Here is a 20,105-nt window from a genome sequence, read left to right as displayed (position 1 = left end):
TCGCGCCGACTGCGAGCAAGCGGGTACAATAAAGAGGATTGGACCCCTCACCCAGAGAAAGGAGCACCGCGTCATGCTAACAACTGTTGGAATCGTCGTCGGCAGCCTGCGCCGCGACTCATACACCCGCAAGGTCGCGACGGCCTTTGCTGCCCTGCTGCCCGAACACGTCACCGTGAAGTGGCTGCAGATTGCCGACCTACCGTTTTACAACGAGGATCTGGAAACCACCCCGCCGCCCGAGGCCTGGACCGTGCTGCGCCGGGCGGTGGCCGACTGCGACGGCGTCATGTTTTTCACCCCCGAGTACAACCGCTCGGTGCCCGCCGCCTTGAAAAACGCGCTGGACGTCGGCTCGCGCCCGTACGGCGAGAACGTCTGGGCCCACAAGCCGGCGCTTGTCGTCAGCGTCTCGCCCGGCGCCATCGGCGGCTTCGGCGCCAACCACCACCTGCGCCAGTCGCTGACCTTCCTGGACATGCCGACGCTGCAGCAGCCCGAGGCCTACATCGGCAACGTCACCAAGCTGATGAGCGGCCCGGATCAATTCGTGTCGGCCACCGGTGACTACTTCAAGCAGATTCTCAGCCAGTACCTGAGCTTCGCCGAGAAGCTGAGCTGAGCAATTTCAAAACCCGGCCCCACCGCAGCGTCTGCGCAAGCGCTACGGTGGGGCCGGGTTCGTTGTGGCCACTGCTGGCCGCGGTTGGCCAAGCCAGGATCGGTCTCGCAATTCCCGCGTTTGGACACAAAAAAACCGCCATCACTGGCGGTTTCCTTTGTCTTACAGCTTGTTGACGTTAGCCGCCTGTGGGCCGCGGTCGGACTGTTCAACGTCGAAGCTTACGGCTTGGCCTTCGTCGAGGGTCTTGTAGCCGTCACCCTGGATAGCGGAGAAGTGAACGAAAACGTCCTTGCCGTCTTCACCAGTGATGAAGCCGTAACCCTTGTCAGCGTTGAACCATTTAACTGTACCTTGTTGCATTGTATGAATCTCCTTCATATTAAACCTAATAGTGACAAACAGCCGGTAATCAATGAAAGAAATCCATTATGCTCAGAAACATCACAGCTCTCAATTCATCTATCACGGTACCTAAAGTATAACACGTCCGCGAAAAAAAACCTAATCATTTGTGCGAGCATCGACGCAAGCCCGGTCGAAATGGAAGCGTCACCAGCGCAAACGCCGCGCCGGCGGGGCTGCGCTGAAAAAAACACCGGCCGCCTCGCGGCTAGTAAATTTGCTTACCAACTCACTCGCGGCGGCTCAAAGTCGAGTGGCGAATCCCGTAGGCCAGGTAGACGACCAGCCCCACCACGAACCAGACGCCGGAGTAGAGCTTGGCCTGAATGTCCAGCCCCATGAACACGATCAACGCCCCGATGAAGGCCAGGGCCGGCATCACCGGGTACCACGGCATTTTGAACGCCGGGTTGGCGATGTCCTTGCCCTCCCGCGGCCGCAGCTTGTAGATGCCAAGCGACACGAACATGAAGGCAATCAGGGTGCCGGCCGAGATCAGCTGGGCCAGGAACTTGAACGGGAAGAACGCCCCGATCAACACCCCAATCACGGACAGCACCGCCAGCGCGTGGTTCGGCAGACCGCTTGGGGTCAGCTTGCCCAGAAACTTCGGCAGCATCCCGTCGCGGCCGAAGCTGTAAAGCAGCCGCGACCCGGCCATCATCATGCCGATCAAGGCGGTGAACATCCCCACCACCGCCACGGCCTCGATCACCGTGGCGGCGCCGGTGAAGCCGGCGTGGCGCAAGGCCCAGCCAACCGGGTCGGCGACGTCATGGTAATTGGTGTACTTGAACATCCCCACCAGCACCAGCGACACCGCCATGAACAGCGTCACGGCGATGATCAGGCTGCCGATGATGCCCCGCGGCATGGTGCGTTCCGGGTCCTTGGCCTCCGCCGAATTGGCGGCGATGGAGTCAAAGCCGATGTAGGCGAGAAAAATCATCGAGACCCCGGCGTAAATGCCGCGCCAGCCGCCAAAGGCCGTGCCATCCACGGCAACTTGGGGCTTGGGAATGAACGGCACGAAGTTTTGCAGGTCCAGGCGCGTCAGGCCGATGCCGATGAAGGCCAGAATCGCAATCACCTTCAGCACCACCAGCACGTTTTCAACCCGGGCGGCCTCGTGAACCCCGCGGGATAAAATCACCGCGACAATCACGATCACCCCGACGGCGACCAGGTCGACGATGCCGCCGTCGGTGCCGAAGGGATTGCTCAACGCCGCCGGCAGCGTCTGCCCAAACGAGGTCAACAGCCCCCGGAAGTTGGCGGACAGCCCCGAGGCGACGAAGGCCACGGCGATGAAGTACTCGGCCAAAAGTGCCCAGCCGGCGATCCAGCCGAACACCTCGCCGAACACCACGTTGATCCAGGAGTAAGCGGAGCCGGCGAACGGCATGGCCGCGGCCATCTCCGCGTAGGCGAAGGCGACCAGCCCTGCCACCACCGCCGCCAGCAGGCAGGAAATCGCCACCGCCGGGCCGGCGTGGTCGGCCGCGACGACGCCGGGCAGCGTGAAGATCGTAGTCGACACGATGGTCCCGACCCCCAGCGCCAGAAAATCCTTCACCGTCAGCACCCGTGGCAGATGGGCATCCTTGTCTGAGTACACCCCCGGGTCCTCCCGCAGGCTCATTCGCTTCCATAATCCGCGCAACTCGTGGCCTCCATTCATCGAAAAAATTGTTTCCTCTTAGTGTCGCTTTTCTCAGTGGCGATGTCAATCGCAAAATGCCCAATTGATTGGCCCCCTGAACTTTTCACGACGCAAAAACGCCGGCACCGCCACAGGGCAGCACCGGCGTTGAGACTGCAGGCACCCGGCGTCAGGCGTCTTGCACCGCCTTGGCGGCGCGAGGCGCGGGAGCCGGCTTGCCGGCGGCCTGCGCCACGGCCGCCTTGATGTCGACCGGGTGGCCGTTTTTCAGCGCGTCGTGGTACTCGGCCGTCGCCGTGAACAGGAGGTCGGAGGCCGAGTTCACCGCCGTTTCGACCGAGTCCTGAATCACGCCGATGATGAAGCCGATGCCGACCACCTGCATCGCGATATCGTTATCGATGCCAAAGAGACTGGCGGCCATCGGGATAATCAACAGCGAGCCACCGGCGATGCCCGATGCCCCGGTGGCGGCCAGCGCCGTCAGGACGCAGAGAATCAGGGCCAGCGGGAAGGAGACGTGGATGCCCAAAGTCGCGCAGGCGGCCAGCGTCATCACCGACACCGTGATTGCGGCGCCGCCGGAGTTGGCCGAGCCACCCAGGGGAATCGAGACGGCATACGACGCCTTGTTCAGCCCAAGCGCGGCACAGGCCTTGAGGTTGATCGGAATGTTGACCGCGGAGCTGCGGGTGAAAAAGGCGGGAATGCCGGACACCCTAAGCGTCCAAAACGTCAGGGGGTACGGGTTTTGACGCGTCATCGCCCAGACCATGGCCGGGTAGACGACCAGGTAGACGAAGGCCATGGTGCCGACCAGCAGCGCGACCAGCTGACCGTACTTGGCCACGCCAGCGAACCCGGTTTCGCGAATCGTGGTGTAGATCAACCCGGCGATGCCAAACGGCGCGAACTCAATGATCAGCTGCGCCACCTGCGTCAAGGCCCCGGACAACTCGCTGACCACCTTGCGCGTCTCCTTGGAGGCCAGCCGCAGGGCGAAGCCGATCATCAGGGCCCAGAACAAAATCGCGAGGTAATCGGCGTTGACCACCGCGGCCAGCGGGTTGGCCACCGCGTTGGTCAACAGGTCCTCAAGCACCTTGGCCAGGCTCTGCGGGGCCCCGCCGGCCACCTTGGCGGCCTTGGGCAACACCAATCGCACCGGCATCAGCCAAGACGCCCCGACCGCGGCGAAGGCCGACAGCAAGGTGGCGCTGAGGTACATCACGATGACCGAGCCGAAGTGGTTCTCCTTGCCCGACTGGTAGCCGGACACCGCCGACATGATCAAGAAGAACACCATAACCGGCGCCACGCCTTTCAGGGCCCCGACGAACAGCTGACCCAACAGCCCGATGGCCGTCGCCGAGGGCAGCAGCACCGCGAGCAGCGACCCAACGGCCAGCCCGATTAGGATGCGAACAATCAGTGAGACTTGACGATACTTGGCAAACATGGCGTCCTCCCCCTGCCCAGGCCGCTTGACCCGGGCGTTGAAAATAGATGATGGGTCTGATTGTACGCCAAATTAGAACACGTGTCTACCATTTGCGAGCATAAAGTTTTTAATTCTTAGTCACGAGTTCTTGAATTGCAAACAAAAAGGCGGCAGCCGCCGCCTTCTCCGTCCTTATTCCAGGCGCTTGGCCCGGGCCACCGCGGCGCGGCTATCCACCGGCCGCCCCGCCTTCTTCAGGTCGTGGTACTCCGCCGCGGCGGTGAACAGCAGGTCCGAGGCCGAGTTCACCGCGGTTTCGACCGAGTCCTGGATCACCCCGATGATGAAGCCGATGCCGACCACCTGCATGGCGGTGCCATTGTCGATGCCAAAGAGGCTGGCGGCCATCGGAATGATCAAAAGCGAGCCCCCGGCGATGCCAGACACCCCCGTCGACGCCAGGGCGCTCATCAGGCACAGCAGCACGGCCAGCGGCAGCGAGACCTGGATGCCCAAGGTGTTGCAGGCCGCAAGCGTCATGATCGAAATCGTGATGGCGGCCCCGCCGGAGTTGGCCGACCCGCCTAGGGGAATCGAGACGGCGTAGGACTTCTCGTTGAGCCCAAGGTCGGCGGCGGCCTGCAGGTTGATTGGGATGTTGACGGCACCGCTTCTAGTGAAGAAGGCCGGGATGCCGGACACCCTAAGCGTCCAAAGCGTCAAGGGGTACGGGTTTTGGCCCGTCATCGCCCAGACCATCAGGGGGTACACCACCAGGTAGACGAAGGCCATGGTGCCGACCAACAGTCCGACCAACTGGCCGTACTTGATGATGCCGGCGAACCCGGTCTGGCTGATGGTGGTGAACAACAACCCGACGATGCCGACCGGGGCGAACTCGATGATCAGCTGCGCCACCGTCTGAATCGCGTCGGTCAGATCCTGCAGGGTGTCTTTGGTCCGGGCGTTGGCCGCCCGCAGCGCGAAGCCGATGGTCAGTGCCCAAAATAAAATCGCCAGGTAATTCCCGTCAACAATCGCCTGCAAGGGGTTGGCCACCGCGTTGACCAGCAGGTCCTTGATCACCGTCCCGAGGTCCTTGGGGGCGGTGGCCGCCGTTTTGACCGCCGTGGGAAAGACCAGCCGCACCCGGAACATGAAGCTTGCGACCACCGCCACCACCGCCGACAGGAAGGTCGCGGCGAGGTACAAGATGATCACGGAGCCGAAGTGGTTGTCGGCGCCTTGCTCGTACTTGGAAATGGCCGTGGCGATCAGGAAGAAGACCAAGACCGGCGCGATGCCCTTCAAGGCCCCGATGAACAGGTCGCCGAACACCCCAATCCAGGTCTGGCCAGGCACCAGCACCCCCAACGCCGCGCCGACCACCAGCCCGATGACAATGCGCCAGATCAAGCTGACGCTGCGATACTTCGCGAACATAGGCACCTCCGAGACACCGTATTTGAGCCATTCCCTTTGTTTAACTAATTTTAGCAAAAAATGCGCGGTACGTCCCCACTGGCGACGCGCCGCGCATAACTTTTTTTATTCAAACACCATCTGGTTGTGGTACAGCTCGGCGTAAAAGCCGCCTTGCGCGACCAACTCGTCGTGGGTTCCCTGCTCGATGATTGCCCCGTCCTTGAGCACGACGATTTTGTCGGCGTTCAGGATGGTCTTCAGGCGGTGGGCAATCACGAAGCTGGTGCGACCGGCGATCACGTTGTCCATCGCGGCCTGGATCTTGGCCTCGGTCACCGTGTCGACGTTGCTGGTCGCCTCGTCGAGGATCAAAAGCCGCGGGTCGGTCAAGATGGTGCGGGCGATCGACATCAGCTGCTTTTGCCCGGCGGAAAAGACGCTTTGCTCGTCTGAAACGTGCGTGTCGTAGCCCTCGGGCAGCCCTTCGATGAAGTCATCCAGGTTGGCCTGCTTGGCCGCGGCCTTGACGCGCTCAAGTGCGGCGGTCGGGTCGCCGAACGCGATGTTTTCGGCGATGGTGCCGGAGAACAGCTGCGGCTCCTGCAGCACGATGCCGACCGTGTCGCGGAGGCTGGCCAACGTGAACTGGCGAATGTCTTGACCGTCGACGGTGATGGCGCCGGAGTCGACGTCGTAGAAGCGGTTGAGCAAGTTCATCACCGTGGTTTTGCCCGAGCCGGTCGGGCCGACCAAGGCGACCATCTCGCCCTTGGCGACGTCGATGGTGACGCCGTGCAGGATTTCCTTGCCCGGCTGGTACGAGAAGCGAACGTCATCGATTTTGACGGCCGACTCAAGCCCGGTCAACACCTCGGTCCCGCTGTCTTGCTCGTCCGGCTGGGTGCGAACCTCGTCGACGCGCCGGGCCCCGGTAATTGCCAGCTGAATCATGCCGTAAAGGCTGGTCAGCGTGGTCAGCGGCTGGTAGTACTGCTGAGCGTAGTTGACGAAGACCACCACCAGGGCCAAGGCGGCGCCGGTGGCCATCTGGCCGTTCAGCGCCAGCCAGGAGCCGAAGAAAATGACGATCGCGGTGTTGAGAAGCGACATCCCAGACATCAGGGGCATCAGCACCCCGGACCAAATCTGGCCCCGCACCGCGGCTTTTTGAACCGCCTGGTTGAACGGGCGGAAGCCGTTGGCGGAGTCTTGCTGCAGGCCGTTGGTGATGATCACCTTCTGGCCGGTCACCTGCTCGTTGATGTAGCCGTTCATCGCACCGATTGCCTGCTGCTGCTGGTTAACGGCGACGCTGGCCTTTTGCATCACGAAGGCGGCAACGCCCAGCGCAACCGGCGTCGAGGCGATGGTGACCCAGCCCATCGTCGCGTTTTGGTCGAACATCATGATCAAAATCCCGATCAGCTGCGCGACGGCCAGGAAGATGTCGATCAGCGCCTGGTTCAGCGCGTTGAAAATGTTGTCCAGGTCGCTGGTGTAACGCGCGAGGATGTCGCCGTCGCTGTGGGCGTCGAAGTACTGCACCTTCATGCGCTGCATCTTGCGAAACAGCCCGATGCGCATGGTACCGGTGGAAAAGGCGGTGATTCGCGCCAGAATCCAGGACGCGACGAACAGCGTGGAGGCGTCGCCGAAGTACAGCAGCAGGTAGACAATCAAGGTGTGGTGGAACTTCGCGAGGCTGGCGGCCTGGCGGGTCGCCGGGTTGCCCCAGGCCTGCAGGTAGCTCGTCAGCTCGGTGATCGCCCGGCCCAGGTAGGTCGGCGCCACCACTACGCACCAGGTGCTGATGCCAATCAGGATGGCCGTCACCAAGAAGCCCTTCCAGTAGCGGTGCAGGTAGTGGTAGTAGTACTTACCGGCGTTTTTGATGTCAGACATGGGCGACGCCTCCTTCCTTGGCCTTTTGGGTGGCGTAGATTTCTTGGTAAATGGCACTGGATTGGACCAGCTGGCGGTGGGTGCCGGTGGCGACCAGGCGGCCGCCATCCATCACCAGGATCTGATCGGCGCGAATGATTGAGGCGATTTTCTCGGCGATCACGACGGTGGTGGTGCGGGTCAGCTCGCGGTCAAGCGCCTCTTGCACCAGCTTCTCAGACCGCGCATCCAAGGCCGAGGTCGCGTCGTCCAGAATCAGGATCTCCGGGTCGGCGATCACGCCGCGGGTGATCGCCAGCCGCTGCTTTTGGCCGCCGGAGAAGTTGGCCGACCGCTCCTCGACCGGCGCGTCGTAAGTCTCCGGCAGCCGCTCGATGAACTCGGCGGCCTGGGCGATCTCTGCCGCCCGGGCCATGGTCGCCGGCGTCGCGGCCGGCTGCACCTGCAGCAGGTTTTGGGCGATGGTGCCGGAAAACAGCGTGGCGCGTTGCAGCACGTAGGCCACGGCGTTGCGAATCGTCGCCTCTGGCAGCTCACGCACATCGACGCCGCCGATCAAGACGCGGCCGGAGTCGGGGTCGAACAGCCGCGCGATTAGCTGGGCCAGCGTGGTTTTGCCCGAGCCGGTGGCGCCGACGATGCCGATCATCGACCCGGCCGGGGCGGTAAAGGAGACGTCTTGAAGCGTCGGCTGCGTGTCCCCTGGGTAGGTGAAGGTCACGTGCTCGAAGGTGATGTCCCCCGGCACCGTGGCCGGGCCGGTGGTGGTGAAGTGCATGCTCGGCTTGTGATCCAGCACCTCGCGAATCCGCCCCATCGAGATGAACGCACGCGACGCGAAGGTCATCATGAACGACGCGTTGATCACGGCGAAGAGAATCTGCATCAGGTAGCTGGTGAAGCTTGAGATGGCGGCCAGGTAGGTCGGATGCGCCGTCACGTTTTGGCCGACGATGTAGACGCTGACCACCACCGCGATGTTGGCGGTGAGGAAAAAGGCCGGCATCAACACGGCGAACAGCTCACCGATTTTGGCCGTCACGTCGCGCAGGCGATCGGAAGTCTTGGCAAAACCCGTGATCTGCGCCTGCTCCTGAACGAAGGACTTGATCACGCGAATGCCCATCAGGTTCTCACGCGCCAAGGTGTTGACGTCTTCGATGTCCTGCTGAGTCTGGGCGAAGTACTTGCTCATGGTCTTGAAGGTGACCAGGCCGACGCCAACGATGATCACCATCATCACGGCGATCACCCACCACTGCTCGGGCATCGTGGTCAGGGCCAGCGCCAAGGCACCGGCGAACACCAGCGGAATGCGGGTAACCTGCTGGAAGGCGGCCATCACCACCTGCTGGACCTGGTTGACGTCGTTGGTCATCCGCACCACCAGGTTGGAGGCAGAAAAGTCCTCGATGTCGGCGTAGGCGAAGCTTTGGATGTGGTCGTACAGGTCGGCTCGCAGGTCGGTGGCAACGTGCAGGGCCAACCGGGCCGAGTACACGGTGTTGATGATGCCGGCGATGATGCCGACCACCGCCAGCAAGATCAGGCCGATGCCGTAGTTGAATACGGTGGTCTTGTCCTGCTTCATGATGGCTTCCATCACCGTCTGTAGCATCCGCGGCTGCCACAGCGTGGCGAAGACTTGAAAAACGATGCTGACCATCGCCCAAATCGCGTCCCACTTGTACCGCTTAACATATGGTATCAATACGCGCATATATGTACTCCTTATATAAACTTAGTTCTTTCAGCATAGCCGAACATCAGAAGGCTTGCAAGTGGCCTCGGGGCCACACCTGCGTCGACGCGGCTACCGGCCACCGGTAGCGACGGCTGGCCGGCCCCGGTGACCGCGTGGTATGCTGATGGTGACGGAGGTGACCCATTCAATGAAAGATTCTTTCACCGCTCCCGCCGCGGTGCAGCTGTGCCGGCTGCGGGAGCGGCCGGCCCTGGCCGCACCGGCGGCCGCCTGGTTCCACCAACAGTGGCGAGTACCACGTGCAGCCTACCAAACGAGCATGGCGGCAAGTCTTGCGAGCGGTGCCGGCCCGGTGCCGAGCTGGTACCTGGCCGTGGCCGGTGACCACATCGTCGGCGGCCTCGGCGTGATCGCCAACGACTTCCACGACCGTCTCGACCTGACGCCCAACGTCTGCGCCGTGTTCGTGACCCCGACCTATCACAACCGCGGCCTGGCCGGTAAGCTGCTGCACATGGCGGTGGCCGACCTGGCCGCGGCCGGCATCCCCAAGGCCTACCTAATCACCGACCTCCAGGGCTTTTACGAGCGCTACGGCTGGCGTTACGCGACCACGGTCACCGAGGCCGACGGCACCCGCTCCAAAATGTTCGTGATCGACACCAAAACGGCGCTGCCAGGCTAGGCAGCGCCGTTTTGGGGCGTCAGTGCGACTAACGCACCCAATGGGCGATGGTGCCGTCGCTTTGGGCGATCAACACCTCGTCGGTCATGTTCAGGAACAACCCATGCTCGACCACGCCAACCGTGTGGTCCAGGTAATCGGCCAGGCCGGCCGGAATCGGCAGCGGCGACACGGCCAAGTCGATGATGAAGTTGCCGTAATGCGTCTTCAGCCGGCCGCCGTCTGCGTTCAGTCGAAACTGCGGCTCAAGCCCGGCCTTGGCGAAGCGGCGGAGGTTTTGTTCGGCGCTGACCGGCAGCACCTCGACCGGCAGCGGGAAGCCGCCGAGCGGATCGGCAACCTTGCTTTCGTCGACGATCCAGACGTTGTGCCGCGCGTTGACCGCGACGTTTTTTTCAAGCGTCAGCGCCGCGCCGCCGCCCTTGATGCCGTCCAGCTGGTGGTCGACCCGGTCGGCGCCGTCGACGCACAGGTCGACGTGGTCGACTGCGGCCAGCTCAGACACGGTGAAGCCATTTTGCTCCAGCTGCTTTTGACTGCGACTGGAGGTGGTGACGATGGCGGTCAGCTCGAGCGACTGCGCCTGCTCCCGGGCGGCCAGCGCATCGATGAAAAACGCGACGGTGGAGCCGGTGCCGACCCCTAGCACGGTGTGGGGCTGAACCATCTGGGCCGCCTGGGTGGCCGCCTGCTTCTTCAGTTCGTCTTGACTTGTCATGTTGTCCTCCTCAGCTTGTCTGTCTCCCCCGACTTTACCCAGCCCGAGCGGTCGTGTCAAGCCGAGCCGCAAGTTTAACCCGCCGGTGCCGACGGGCTCGCGCCGGCCGCTGCCGCGGTCGTAACACCTCGATGCGCGGCGCGTTGGCCCGCAAAAAACGCGGTCAGGGGCAATCGAGGGCCGCGGGTTTGCGCAAGCCTGCCGGGTTCGCTATGATGGGAGTATGGTAGCGCTGCAACTGCTAGGGGGCAGCTTGCAGGACCACTGCACCGCAAACACAACTTAATTAGGAGGAACTGCAATGACAATGCGTCAACTCGGGTTATCGATTTACCCGGATCACAGCGATTTTGAAGCCAACAAGGCCTACTTGGAGCTCGGCCATAAGTACGGCTTCACCCGCATCTTCATGAGCATGCTGGAAGTGAAGGGCACGGTGGAAGAGACCAAGGCCGAGTACCAAAAAATTATCGACGTCGGCAACGCTCTCGGGTACCAGACCATCTTGGACGTCGCACCGCGCATTTTTGACCAGCTCGGGGTCTCGTACTCCGACCTCAAGTTCTTCGCCGACCTGCACTGCGCCGGCATTCGCCTGGACCAAGGCTTCGACGGCGCCACCGAGGCGATGCTGTCGTACAACCCGTACGGCTTAATCATCGAGCTCAACATGAGCAACAACGTGGATTACCTGAACAATATCGTCAGCTACCAGGCCAACACCAGCTTCTTGTACGGCTGCCACAACTTCTACCCGCAGGTCGGCACCGCCCTGCCTTACGACTTCTTCGTCGAATGCTCACAGCGCTTCCGCAAGTACAACATCCACTCGGCCGCCTTCGTCGCTAGCCAGGTCGGCAACATGGGCCCGTGGAACGTCAACGACGGCCTGCCGACGCTTGAGGCCGACCGTCGCCTGCCGATCGAGGTGCAGGCCAAGCACCTTTGGGCCGGGGGCCTGATCGATGACGTGATCATCGGCAACGCCTACGCCAGCGAGGAAGAGCTCGCGGCGCTTGCGGCCATCGACCGCTACCAGATCCAGTTCCACCTGGACTTCGTGGCTGACGTCAACGAGATTGAAAAAACGGTCGCCTTGACCCCGCAGCACTTCCGCCGTGGCGACATCAACCGCACGGTGATTCGCTCGACCATGCCGCGCGTCACCTACAAGGACGCCCCCAACACCCCGCACGACAACACCGAGATTTTCCAAAAGGGCGACGTGCTGGTCGGCAACGACGGCTTCGGCATCTACAAAAATGAGCTCCAGATTGTCCTGGAGCCACATGCTGAGCCGCGCAAAAACAAGATCGGCAGCATCTCACCGGATGAGGTGATGCTGCTGGACTTCATCAAGCCGTGGAGCAAATTCAAGTTCATCGGCTAACCAACAGGGCTTCCCAAAATGCGGGAAGCCTTTTTGGTTCCAGGGCGGAAGCCAGCGGGGTTAGCGGGACGGGTAGCCTAGCCACGGCGCTTGGGCCCCGGGCTTGGGTCCGAGCGGCGTGGCGTAGCTAGCCGCTCCCGCGTTGCCGGCTGGAGCCCGACGTTCCAGGGCGAAGTCGCGCGGGTTTAGCCGGTCGGCTAGCGCTGGGCAGGCGCTTGGACCGAGTGGCGGTCATGCTAGGCCGCCCCACCCTTTCAGCGCAAACAAAACCCCCACCGGGGCGGTGGGGGCAAGGCACTACAACCGGTGCGTAACCGGCACGTGCTTCATTTCGCGGCGATCGCAGGCGGTTTGCTTCATTTCGTAAACCACGCCGATCAGGATGTCGACCGCCATCAGGCCGATGCCGACCGCGGTGTCGAACAGCAGCAGGCCGACCGTCAGCACGATCAGGGCTCGCAGCACCCAGCGCAGAACTTTCAAGACCGTCATAAGGTCACCTCCGTCTCAAATAATTACTTTTAGTATACCGAGCGGCCGCCTTTTGTAAAGACCGGATTTACAATATTTTTACAAAGCAAGCCTTTAAACTGGGATTCCGCAGTGCGAATTTACAAAGCAAGCTCGGTCCAGCGCCCGATTCGCAATCCCCCCTGAAGTTCGGTATCATTATAAGTGAAACGGTTACGGAGGTCGCCTATGAAAAATAAAACGTCCTGGTTTTACCGCCACTTCCTGGACAACAGGTTCGCCATCGCGGCCTTCAACGTCCTCTTGGTGCTGCTGGTGCTGTGGCTTTTCACCAAAATTGGCTGGGTCTTCACGCCGATCACCCACTTCATCGGCATCGTCGCCCCACCTTTCGTGTTCGCCGGCATCCTGTATTACATGCTCAACCCGATTGTCAACTGGCTGGACCGCCACAAGGTCAACCGCAATCTGGCCATCGGGCTAGTGTTTCTCGGCGTGTTGGCACTGCTGGTCTTGGCCATCGTCAAGCTGGTGCCGCCGATCGAGCGGCAGGTCACCAGCATGGTCAACGACTGGCCGACCTACTGGAACGCCTTCAACCAGTGGGTGACCGAGCTCAACGAGCGGCAGGACCTGATCTCTCAGGCCGACCTGAACCAGCTGGGCGAGGAAATCAAGGCCGCCGTCTCCGGCCGCGAGGGGCTGATTGTCACCGGCACCGTCACCCAGATTCAAAACCTGGTCGGGGTGGTCGGCAACGTCGTGATCACCGTCGGCACCGCGCCGATCATCCTGTTTTTCATGCTCAAGGACGGCCGCAAGTTTCCAAAGCTCCTGCTGACGGTGGTGCCGGTCAAGCTGCGCAAAAGCGTCGGCGAGATGCTCCACGAGATGAACGAGAAGGTCGGCTCCTACGTGCAGGGCCAGCTGACCGTCGCCATGGCCGTCGCGATCATTTTCATGATCGGCTACTCGGTGATCGGCCTGCGCTTCGCCTTGGTGCTGGGCCTGATTGCCGGGCCGCTCAACCTGATTCCGTACTTCGGCTCCGCATTGGCCATGGTGCCGGCCCTGATTGTCGGGCTGATGGCCAGCCCCAAAATGTTCCTGCTGGTGATCGTCGTGTTCCTGTGCGAGTGGCTGCTTGAGACCCAACTGATCTCGCCGTTCGTCATGGGCTCCAAGCTCGAGATGCACCCGATCACCATCGTGGTAGTGCTGTTGACCGCCGGCAACATGTTCGGCCTGGCCGGCGTCATCCTGGGGATTCCCGGCTTTGCGGTGCTGCGCATCATCGCGGTTCGCCTGTTCAAGTGGTACCAGCAGGTCTCCGGCCTGTACGCCGAGCCGGGGGAATCGGTTCCCTGGCCGGCCCCGCAACCCAACCAAGAAAGTGTGAAAAAATGAGTCTGTTCATCGTCTTACTCGACGTCGCCTTGCTGAGCCTTGGCGTCTACAACCTGTACTGGCAGGGCCAAATCGACCTGCGCGGCGGTTACGCCACCTTCCAGCTGATCTTGGCCGGGTTCTTCATCGTCTGGTTTTTGACCTCCGGGGCCGCCAGCCTGTCCGTAATCATTTTCTACGCCGCGTTCATCACCCTGACCGTCATGGCCGGCACCACCGGCCTGACCCAGACCCGGGTGGTCGCCGCCGGCATCGTCAACCGCATGTTCCCCTACGCCAAGCTGACCGGCATCTCGCTGACCCCGGTCAGCCTGCCGGATGGCCGCGAGCTGGTGGTCGCCGCCTTTGGCATCTCCGCTCACCGCGCCGTGCGGGTCACCTTCAAAACCGACCTGCAGTCCCTGGTCAACACGCTGCGGCCGCGGGTGCCGGCCAGCGTTCCAATCACCGTCCAACAGGTGCAGTGAGGCCACTCAAAAAACGATCGCCAGCCGGCGGTCGTTTTTTTAAACCTTGTAGGTGAACAACCCCAGAAAGGACTTCACCTGCTTGGGCGGCGGTGGGGTTTCGAAAAAGGCGCTGTGAACCTCACTGGTGCCTTGCGCCACCGCGTCGGCGGCCAGCAAAAAGGCCATCACCGCGTCGCGCAACGCAATCGGGTCGGCGTGGTCCTTCAAAAGCGCCGGGCTCAGCCGAACGCTGGGCAGCCGGTAGCGCTGGTCCCAGGTCGGCTCGGCGCTTGCGTGGTCCGTGAAGCGGATCACGCCGTCGATGCGCCGCGCCACCTTGGGAATCAGCTCAGGCGTCAGCCGGGCCCCAAACATTAGCCGCACCTCAAAATCGTTTTGCGGGTGAAAGTCGTACAGCCCGTCGATGGTGAAGCGTTCCTGAACGGTGCGAACCCCCGCGGCCAAAAGCGCCGCCGTCAGGTTGCGCATCGCCCGATCGCTGCGGCTGGCCCCGACCACCAGAAGCTCCAAGTCCTTGTCACCGCGCTTGGAGGCAAACCCCAGGCCGGACTGGAAGCCACGCATCAGATCCAGCGTCAGCAGCTGGTCGAGCAGCTCCTGGTAACCGCGGTTACCGTCCATCAGCCCGAACACCCGGCGGTCCATGTCGGCGACCACCGTCGGGTAATTCGCCAGCACCGCCTGCTTGGCCGCCGTCAGGTACCGCACTTGCGGCGCGACCAGCACCACGTCGAAGCGGCTGCCAAAGTCGTAAGCCGTGGCCGGGCGAATCGCATCCACCGCTCCGTAGGCGAAAGCAAGGTCGGCCGCCGGCGCAAAGGGCGACGCCGAAAGCACCGCAGCCACGGTGTCAAAGCTCGCCGTCAAATTCTCATCGGTCTCATTGATCGCCTTGGCCAGCCGGGCACAAAACAGGCTCGAGCTCCCCCCACCGGCGCAGCAGACAAAAATGTGCATGAATTATTCCTCCAGAGCGCAGCCGAGCGAATTTAGCGGGCCGGGTAGCGTAAGGCTGGGCATTGGGCCGCACCTTGGCCCGGTGTCCGGCCTTAGCTAGCCGCTCCCGCGTTGCTCGGCGGAGCTCGACGACCAGAGCGATGCCGGCGGGTCTAGCGGGACGCATAGCGCAGGACTGGTGCTTAGGCCCGAACTTGGCCCCGAGTTTCTTGCAACCACGAAAAAAGCGCGATTGCTCGCGCCTCGCCAACTCCGGCTATTCCGCGTCTTCAACCACCCGCGCGATGTTGTGGTCGTTGCCACGCGTCGGCTTGCGAATGGCGAACAGCGCCGCCAGCACCAGCACCACGCCGAACGCCCCGTACATGAACTCCGGGTAGACGATGAAGCCGATCATGTAGACGTAAATCAGCGTCACCATCGCGCTACCGATTACCAGGTCCAAAACAAAGCGGGAGCCGCGGCCCTTGGCCCAGTCATCGAAAAAGGCCAGCAGCCAAATCAGAATGGTCAGCCCGACGCCGAAGCTGGCGGTGCTGGTCATGGCCAAGGCCGTGTCCGGCTGCGTCACGAACCAAGCGAAGCCGGTGAACAAAAGCGCCGCCACAATTAAGGTAATGGCCTCCCCGACCCGGGAGCGAGATTGATGTCGTTTTGCCATGTCGTCCTCCGAAAACCAAATTTACCCTAGTGTAGCAGAAAACAGTTAGAATAGACATATCAAAGACGTTACGAAACGGAGGCACTATCTTGTCTGATAACAATGTGTTGGCGGCGACCCCGGACGGCTTCATCGCCCAAACGCGCCAAATCCCCGAACCCGGCGCCACCGATTTACTGGTCCAAGTCCTCGGTTCCGGGTTGAACCCGATTGACCTGAAGCTCGCCACGGGCGTCACGCGGCCGACCGTGCTAGGCTTTGATGCCGTCGGCCAGGTCGTGGCAATCGGCCCCGCCGTCACCGACTTCGCTCCAGGCGACCGGGTGTTTTACGCCGGCACCACCAAGCGGCCCGGCAGTTTTGCCGACTACCAGCTGGTGCAGGCGGCCCTGGTGGCGAAGGCCCCGGCGACGCTGCCGCTCGCAGACCTGGCCGCCTTGCCGCTGGTGGGGCTGACCGCCTGGGAGCTGTTGTTTGAGAAAATGGGCTTCACCCCGCAGCCAGGCGCCAACGCCGGCCAGCGCCTGGTGGTGATCAACGGGGCCGGGGGCGTCGGCTCGCTTCTCACCCAGCTGGCCGCGTGGAGCGGCCTTGAGGTCTGGGCAACGGCCAGCCCCGTCAACTGGGACTGGCTGGCCGCTCACGGCGTCGCCCATCCCCTGGACTATCACCGGCCGCTGACTCAGACGCTGGCGGCCGATTCGGCGGCCGGGGTGGCGATTCTTTATGCGCCGGAGCCTTACCTCGCCCAGGCCGCCGCCTTGGTCGCCCCCTTCGGCCACGTCGCCACCCTGGTCACGCCGCGCCAGCCGCTGGACGTGACGGCGCTGAAGGCCAAGGCCGCAAGCCTTGACTTTGAGTACATGTTCGCCAAAAGCGACTTTGATTACACAGTCGCCAGCCAAGGGGCAATTTTGCGGCGGCTGGCCGCGCTGACCGCCGCCGGCACGATTCAGGCCAGCGTCACCACGCATTATGCCGACCGCAGCTTGGGTAACTTAAAGGCCGGCCTCCAGAAGCTGGCGGCCGGCCATGTCACCGGTAAGATTGTCCTCACCGGGCGAGTTCACTTGTGATAACCCAGCGCGTGCATCAGGACCTGCTTGGCCTTGGCCGCGGTGAGCTGCGTCGGGTCGTACAGGATGGTGCCGAGGCCGGAGTAGTAATGGAACTGCTTGAGGACCACGCGGTTGGGCAACGTCCTGAGCCGCATCTCGTCGTTGATCTGCGGCAGAAGTTCGTGACACCAATCCTGGTCCATCATGGCGGGTTCCTCGCGCTCGGTCAAAAAGCCTTGATCCATGATCAGATCCGCGCCTTCTGTTTTTTGCAACCGCGAAACTGTCGCCGTCGGTTCCATCGTTTACCTCCTGATCAGTACTTGGGTTCCAAGAGTCGCCGCGGCCGCACGTAGGTGGTGGCGTGGGCCTGCGTCCCCGGCAGGTAGCCGGCGCTTTCGTAAAAAGCCTGAAGCTCCGGACTGCTGCAGACCACCACGATGCGGGCGACCTGCTTGAAGTAATCATCGAACTGGCCGAGCAGCTCCCGGCCGATGCCTTGGTGCTGGTACTCCGGCAGCACCAGCAAGTCTTGAATGAAGACCACCGTGTGCATGTCGGAGACACCGCGAATCAGGCCGACGAGCTTGTCGCCGTCGCGAGCGGTCAAAAGCGTTGAGTTGGCGATGCCCCGCGCCGTTTCGGCCGGGTCGCTCAGGTACTGGTCCATGCCGACGGCGCCGTAAAGCGCCTTGATTTCATGGATGGTCAATGCGGATTCAAATGTGTACTGCAAGGTCTAACTGCCTCCAAAACGCACGGCTTGGCCGCGCTCATATTCCACGATGATTCTACACCATCGTGAAACCAGTTGAAAGCAGGAATTGACCGGGCCGACCACATTTTCACCCGCCCGGGCCAAGCGCAGCCGCAGCTGGCCCCTCGGCGAACCGAGGGGGTCAGTCGGTTCGCCGGGAGTGGCCTTTCAGCCACGTTGGTCGCCGAACCGGGCCAATCGGCAAGTCGAATAATCGACGAATCGGTTCAGTCAGCGAGCCGGATTGATGCCGCCGGGTGCCGTGAAGTCAATGAAACCCAGATTGCTGTCAATCTCGCCGCCGTCGCCGGTCAGGCTCATCGTGTTGGTGGTCGGGTTCAGATGAACGGCCATGTGCTCATCGAGGTCCTCGCTGGAGTAGCCCTTGATGCGGATGTCGCCGAGGTTGGACGAGACGGTTTGGTCGTAGCCGGTCAGGTCGGCATCGGCCGCGACCACGTTGAGCGTGAACTGAACTTGCATGTGAATCATCGCGTGTTGCGAGTAGGGCCCCACCCCGTCCTCGAAGGTCAACAGTAGCTGCTTGGTCGGTGCCAGGTGCGGGGTCAGCTTGGTCGCACTGGCCGCGTTAAAGTGAATGTTCATGCAATCATCTCCTTTGCTCAAGCGTAGTCGCCGACTCACCAAAAGGCAAGCGAGACGCCTCGGCGAAAATAGTTGCCGCCTTTACCTTTTTTTCATAAGTGAGCGGCGATTTCGTCACACTTTCTTCACATTCCGGCGTTACATTGTAACCATAGAAATGAGCCACCCACTCATTTCCATACCCATACCCAACTTTTTCATTTTTACTCCTCCAAAGTAAAAATCACCGGCGAGCCACCCACTCGTCGGTCAATCCTTACTCCTTAGCCGCCACCACCCATGGCGGCTTTTTTGTTGCCCAGAGCGCAGAAACGCGCATTTAGCAGACCACATAGCCTAGCCGGGGCGTTTGGGACCCGGGCTTGGGCCCAAGCGACGCGGCGTCGCTGTGTGTGTCTGCGTTGCGCTTCGAAGCTCGCCGATCCAGAGCGCAGAAACGCGGGGTTAGCGGGACGGGTAGCGTAAGGTTGGGCATCGGGCCGCACCTTGGCCCGGTGGCCGACCTCAGCTAGCCGCTCCCGCGTTGCCGGCAAGGCGTCAACCACCCCGCTTTCAATTTTTCTGAAACTTCTGCTTACGCCAGCTGAAAATTTCTGCTAGACTTTTATCTTGTCGTGGTCGCAATGGGTGCGTATGAAATCTACAGCTCAAAATCCCGGACCACATGAGGAGTTTCAACTTGCCTAAGAATTTTAAAGAAGAATTGTTTTTCAGCCTGATTATGGCCGGCCTGATGGTGCTGGTGATGGCAGGCTACAACGTCGCCCTGGCCGATGGCTTCGGCGACGGCTACGTGCTTGAAGTGCTGCGCGGCTACCCGGTCGCGCTGGTGGTCGCCTTGATTCTCGACCTCGGCCTGGTCGGGCCGCTGGCCAAGAAGCTGTTTTTCAGCCGGATCTTCAAGCCTGAGATGGAAAAAACCCCGCTGGTCATCGGCATCTGGATTTCTTGCCTGATGGTCGCCGGCATGGTCACGCTGATGTCGGCCTTTGGCATCATCGTCACCCAGAACTTCGGCGGGAACCTCGCTTTGACCTACCTGCACACTTGGGGCTTCAACCTGCTGATGGCGCTGCCGCTGCAGCTGCTCATCGTCGGCCCGATTGCGCGTAAGGCGCTGGCGACGCTGCAGAACGCCGGCACCGCGGCCGAGGCAGACGCCGACTAATTCAAAACCCACACTGCGGCGGCCAACTCACGACGAGTTGGCCGCCGTTGTTGGTTGCCGCTCAAAAAACGTGCTTAAAATTTGCCAGGTAACCGCTTACCTGCTAAGCTAAACTCAAGTGATCACTAGGATAGGGGTCGGTGGCCGGCCACCGTGACAAACCCTTCTTCGGCGGCGATCCAGTGGCAAGCGCCACGCTACCTCACGCAGACCAGGCCCCAGCCCGGCCCCGTCATCGATGATATCAGTGGAACCCGTCGCATTAGAGTGGGCGGGAATCATTAATCGTAGTGGATAACCGGTTGCAGTGTTATCAAACGCCCAACTCCAAGTACGGAGGTAGCTGCGGGCGGGCGAGGCGGCCGGGACGCGTACCGGCCAGCACGACAAAACCATTTCGGCGGCCCGGAAGGTGTGCTGGCTCAGGCGGCGTAACCTGTTTTGAGATTCAAAGCACGACCGCCTGCTCAGGCGTGTGGATGTCACCGCACGGCGCAGTCCTGAGCCAGGAGGGTACGACCCCAGACCTCGCGAACCATAGGCGCAGCCTGGGACGGCGGCACCGCGCGGCAGCTTCAGGCTGCCAGCCGGTGC

The 20,105-nt window shown here is 61.9% G+C and carries 20 protein-coding genes; 7 read left to right on the top strand and 13 right to left on the bottom strand.

Annotated features, from left to right (window positions below; all coding sequences use genetic code 11):
* Positions 1 to 73: 73 nt before the first annotated feature.
* Positions 74 to 622 carry an NADPH-dependent FMN reductase gene (locus tag ACYVRZ_RS04235; RefSeq protein WP_461225106.1) on the top strand — a complete coding sequence of 183 codons (549 nt, stop codon included), beginning with the start codon at positions 74 to 76 and terminating at the stop codon, positions 620 to 622.
* A gap of 162 nt (positions 623 to 784) precedes the next feature.
* Here the strand turns inward: ACYVRZ_RS04235 and ACYVRZ_RS04230 are convergent, their stop codons facing one another.
* The 6 genes from ACYVRZ_RS04230 to ACYVRZ_RS04205 form a co-directional block, all read right to left on the bottom strand.
* Positions 785 to 985: a cold-shock protein gene (locus ACYVRZ_RS04230; RefSeq protein WP_125704133.1), complete on the bottom strand. Its 201-nt coding sequence runs from the start codon at positions 983 to 985 to the stop codon at positions 785 to 787.
* Between the two features lie 271 nt (positions 986 to 1,256).
* The gene (locus ACYVRZ_RS04225) at positions 1,257 to 2,669 is read right to left on the bottom strand and encodes an APC family permease (RefSeq protein WP_461225276.1); all 1,413 of its coding nucleotides are present in this window, start codon (positions 2,667 to 2,669) and stop codon (positions 1,257 to 1,259) included.
* Positions 2,670 to 2,859: 190 nt separating this feature from the next.
* Positions 2,860 to 4,149 carry a serine/threonine transporter SstT gene (sstT, locus tag ACYVRZ_RS04220; RefSeq protein ID WP_461225103.1) on the bottom strand — a complete coding sequence of 430 codons (1,290 nt, stop codon included), beginning with the start codon at positions 4,147 to 4,149 and terminating at the stop codon, positions 2,860 to 2,862.
* A 174-nt stretch (positions 4,150 to 4,323) separates the two neighbouring features.
* A complete protein-coding gene (sstT, locus tag ACYVRZ_RS04215; RefSeq protein ID WP_461225101.1) occupies positions 4,324 to 5,574 on the bottom strand; it encodes a serine/threonine transporter SstT in 1,251 nt (416 codons plus the stop codon).
* Between the two features lie 105 nt (positions 5,575 to 5,679).
* Positions 5,680 to 7,458 (bottom strand): ABC transporter ATP-binding protein, encoded by a 1,779-nt coding sequence (locus tag ACYVRZ_RS04210; protein WP_461225100.1) that lies wholly within the window; start codon positions 7,456 to 7,458, stop codon positions 5,680 to 5,682.
* Positions 7,451 to 9,178: an ABC transporter ATP-binding protein gene (locus ACYVRZ_RS04205; protein ID WP_461225099.1), complete on the bottom strand. Its 1,728-nt coding sequence runs from the start codon at positions 9,176 to 9,178 to the stop codon at positions 7,451 to 7,453. Before ACYVRZ_RS04205 ends, ACYVRZ_RS04210 begins: the two co-directional genes overlap by 8 nt.
* A gap of 172 nt (positions 9,179 to 9,350) precedes the next feature.
* Between ACYVRZ_RS04205 and ACYVRZ_RS04200 the strand changes: the two genes are divergently transcribed.
* Positions 9,351 to 9,848: a GNAT family N-acetyltransferase gene (locus tag ACYVRZ_RS04200; protein WP_461225097.1), complete on the top strand. Its 498-nt coding sequence runs from the start codon at positions 9,351 to 9,353 to the stop codon at positions 9,846 to 9,848.
* Between the two features lie 28 nt (positions 9,849 to 9,876).
* Here ACYVRZ_RS04200 and rpiA read toward each other — a convergent pair whose 3' ends face one another.
* The gene (gene rpiA / locus ACYVRZ_RS04195) at positions 9,877 to 10,566 is read right to left on the bottom strand and encodes a ribose-5-phosphate isomerase RpiA (protein WP_461225095.1); all 690 of its coding nucleotides are present in this window, start codon (positions 10,564 to 10,566) and stop codon (positions 9,877 to 9,879) included.
* A 301-nt stretch (positions 10,567 to 10,867) separates the two neighbouring features.
* On the opposite strand from rpiA, the gene ACYVRZ_RS04190 reads away from it, so the two are divergent.
* Positions 10,868 to 11,956 carry a DUF871 domain-containing protein gene (locus tag ACYVRZ_RS04190; RefSeq protein ID WP_461225093.1) on the top strand — a complete coding sequence of 363 codons (1,089 nt, stop codon included), beginning with the start codon at positions 10,868 to 10,870 and terminating at the stop codon, positions 11,954 to 11,956.
* A gap of 297 nt (positions 11,957 to 12,253) precedes the next feature.
* On the opposite strand, the gene ACYVRZ_RS04185 is transcribed toward ACYVRZ_RS04190, so the two are convergent.
* A complete protein-coding gene (locus ACYVRZ_RS04185) occupies positions 12,254 to 12,448 on the bottom strand; it encodes a hypothetical protein (protein ID WP_461225091.1) in 195 nt (64 codons plus the stop codon).
* 207 nt (positions 12,449 to 12,655) lie between these two features.
* Here ACYVRZ_RS04185 and ACYVRZ_RS04180 point away from each other — a divergent pair, with 207 nt between their 5' ends.
* The gene (locus tag ACYVRZ_RS04180; RefSeq protein WP_461225090.1) at positions 12,656 to 13,834 is read left to right on the top strand and encodes an AI-2E family transporter; all 1,179 of its coding nucleotides are present in this window, start codon (positions 12,656 to 12,658) and stop codon (positions 13,832 to 13,834) included.
* On the top strand, positions 13,831 to 14,301 hold the full coding sequence (locus ACYVRZ_RS04175) for a hypothetical protein (RefSeq protein ID WP_461225089.1): 471 nt from the start codon (positions 13,831 to 13,833) through the stop codon (positions 14,299 to 14,301). Before ACYVRZ_RS04180 ends, ACYVRZ_RS04175 begins: the two co-directional genes overlap by 4 nt.
* A 39-nt stretch (positions 14,302 to 14,340) precedes the next feature.
* Here the strand turns inward: ACYVRZ_RS04175 and ACYVRZ_RS04170 are convergent, their stop codons facing one another.
* Both ACYVRZ_RS04170 and ACYVRZ_RS04165 read right to left on the bottom strand, forming a co-directional pair.
* Positions 14,341 to 15,261: a hypothetical protein gene (locus ACYVRZ_RS04170; RefSeq protein ID WP_461225088.1), complete on the bottom strand. Its 921-nt coding sequence runs from the start codon at positions 15,259 to 15,261 to the stop codon at positions 14,341 to 14,343.
* Positions 15,262 to 15,517: 256 nt separating this feature from the next.
* A complete protein-coding gene (locus ACYVRZ_RS04165) occupies positions 15,518 to 15,922 on the bottom strand; it encodes a hypothetical protein (RefSeq protein ID WP_461225086.1) in 405 nt (134 codons plus the stop codon).
* 89 nt (positions 15,923 to 16,011) lie between these two features.
* On the opposite strand from ACYVRZ_RS04165, the gene ACYVRZ_RS04160 reads away from it, so the two are divergent.
* Complete coding sequence (locus ACYVRZ_RS04160) at positions 16,012 to 16,998, top strand: alcohol dehydrogenase catalytic domain-containing protein (protein ID WP_461225084.1); 987 nt, start codon at positions 16,012 to 16,014, stop codon at positions 16,996 to 16,998.
* Here the strand turns inward: ACYVRZ_RS04160 and ACYVRZ_RS04155 are convergent.
* The 3 genes from ACYVRZ_RS04155 to ACYVRZ_RS04145 all read right to left on the bottom strand — a co-directional run bounded on the left by ACYVRZ_RS04155 (position 16,989) and on the right by ACYVRZ_RS04145 (position 18,343).
* Positions 16,989 to 17,282, bottom strand: coding sequence for a hypothetical protein (locus ACYVRZ_RS04155; RefSeq protein WP_461225082.1), 294 nt, complete (start codon positions 17,280 to 17,282; stop codon positions 16,989 to 16,991). The genes ACYVRZ_RS04160 and ACYVRZ_RS04155 overlap by 10 nt on opposite strands.
* Positions 17,283 to 17,296: 14 nt before the next feature.
* The gene (locus ACYVRZ_RS04150; RefSeq protein WP_262316559.1) at positions 17,297 to 17,716 is read right to left on the bottom strand and encodes a GNAT family N-acetyltransferase; all 420 of its coding nucleotides are present in this window, start codon (positions 17,714 to 17,716) and stop codon (positions 17,297 to 17,299) included.
* A gap of 252 nt (positions 17,717 to 17,968) precedes the next feature.
* The gene (locus ACYVRZ_RS04145) at positions 17,969 to 18,343 is read right to left on the bottom strand and encodes an iron-sulfur cluster biosynthesis family protein (RefSeq protein ID WP_461225080.1); all 375 of its coding nucleotides are present in this window, start codon (positions 18,341 to 18,343) and stop codon (positions 17,969 to 17,971) included.
* A gap of 679 nt (positions 18,344 to 19,022) precedes the next feature.
* Between ACYVRZ_RS04145 and ACYVRZ_RS04140 the strand changes: the two genes are divergently transcribed.
* Positions 19,023 to 19,511: a DUF2798 domain-containing protein gene (locus ACYVRZ_RS04140; protein ID WP_461225078.1), complete on the top strand. Its 489-nt coding sequence runs from the start codon at positions 19,023 to 19,025 to the stop codon at positions 19,509 to 19,511.
* Positions 19,512 to 20,105 lie beyond the last annotated feature (594 nt).

This window comes from Lacticaseibacillus suihuaensis (assembly GCF_054785075.1).
The sequence above is the reverse complement of the archived record's forward strand: the minus strand, read 5'-3'. Positions and strand labels throughout refer to the sequence as shown.

Bases quoted from the DNA above. Each gene is read 5' to 3' on its own strand.
- sstT (WP_461225103.1), bottom strand. From the start codon at position 4,149: ATGTTTGCCAAGTATCGTCAAGTCTCACTGATTGTTCGCATCCTAATC.
- ACYVRZ_RS04200 (WP_461225097.1), top strand. From the start codon at position 9,351: ATGAAAGATTCTTTCACCGCTCCCGCCGCGGTGCAGCTGTGCCGGCTG.
- ACYVRZ_RS04225 (WP_461225276.1), bottom strand. From the start codon at position 2,669: ATGAGCCTGCGGGAGGACCCGGGGGTGTACTCAGACAAGGATGCCCAT.
- ACYVRZ_RS04165 (WP_461225086.1), bottom strand. From the start codon at position 15,922: ATGGCAAAACGACATCAATCTCGCTCCCGGGTCGGGGAGGCCATTACC.
- ACYVRZ_RS04145 (WP_461225080.1), bottom strand. From the start codon at position 18,343: ATGAACATTCACTTTAACGCGGCCAGTGCGACCAAGCTGACCCCGCAC.
- ACYVRZ_RS04190 (WP_461225093.1), top strand. From the start codon at position 10,868: ATGACAATGCGTCAACTCGGGTTATCGATTTACCCGGATCACAGCGAT.
- ACYVRZ_RS04185 (WP_461225091.1), bottom strand. From the start codon at position 12,448: ATGACGGTCTTGAAAGTTCTGCGCTGGGTGCTGCGAGCCCTGATCGTG.
- sstT (WP_461225101.1), bottom strand. From the start codon at position 5,574: ATGTTCGCGAAGTATCGCAGCGTCAGCTTGATCTGGCGCATTGTCATC.
- ACYVRZ_RS04210 (WP_461225100.1), bottom strand. From the start codon at position 7,458: ATGTCTGACATCAAAAACGCCGGTAAGTACTACTACCACTACCTGCAC.
- ACYVRZ_RS04205 (WP_461225099.1), bottom strand. From the start codon at position 9,178: ATGCGCGTATTGATACCATATGTTAAGCGGTACAAGTGGGACGCGATT.
- rpiA (WP_461225095.1), bottom strand. From the start codon at position 10,566: ATGACAAGTCAAGACGAACTGAAGAAGCAGGCGGCCACCCAGGCGGCC.
- ACYVRZ_RS04155 (WP_461225082.1), bottom strand. From the start codon at position 17,282: ATGGAACCGACGGCGACAGTTTCGCGGTTGCAAAAAACAGAAGGCGCG.
- ACYVRZ_RS04235 (WP_461225106.1), top strand. From the start codon at position 74: ATGCTAACAACTGTTGGAATCGTCGTCGGCAGCCTGCGCCGCGACTCA.
- ACYVRZ_RS04230 (WP_125704133.1), bottom strand. From the start codon at position 985: ATGCAACAAGGTACAGTTAAATGGTTCAACGCTGACAAGGGTTACGGC.
- ACYVRZ_RS04180 (WP_461225090.1), top strand. From the start codon at position 12,656: ATGAAAAATAAAACGTCCTGGTTTTACCGCCACTTCCTGGACAACAGG.
- ACYVRZ_RS04170 (WP_461225088.1), bottom strand. From the start codon at position 15,261: ATGCACATTTTTGTCTGCTGCGCCGGTGGGGGGAGCTCGAGCCTGTTT.
- ACYVRZ_RS04175 (WP_461225089.1), top strand. From the start codon at position 13,831: ATGAGTCTGTTCATCGTCTTACTCGACGTCGCCTTGCTGAGCCTTGGC.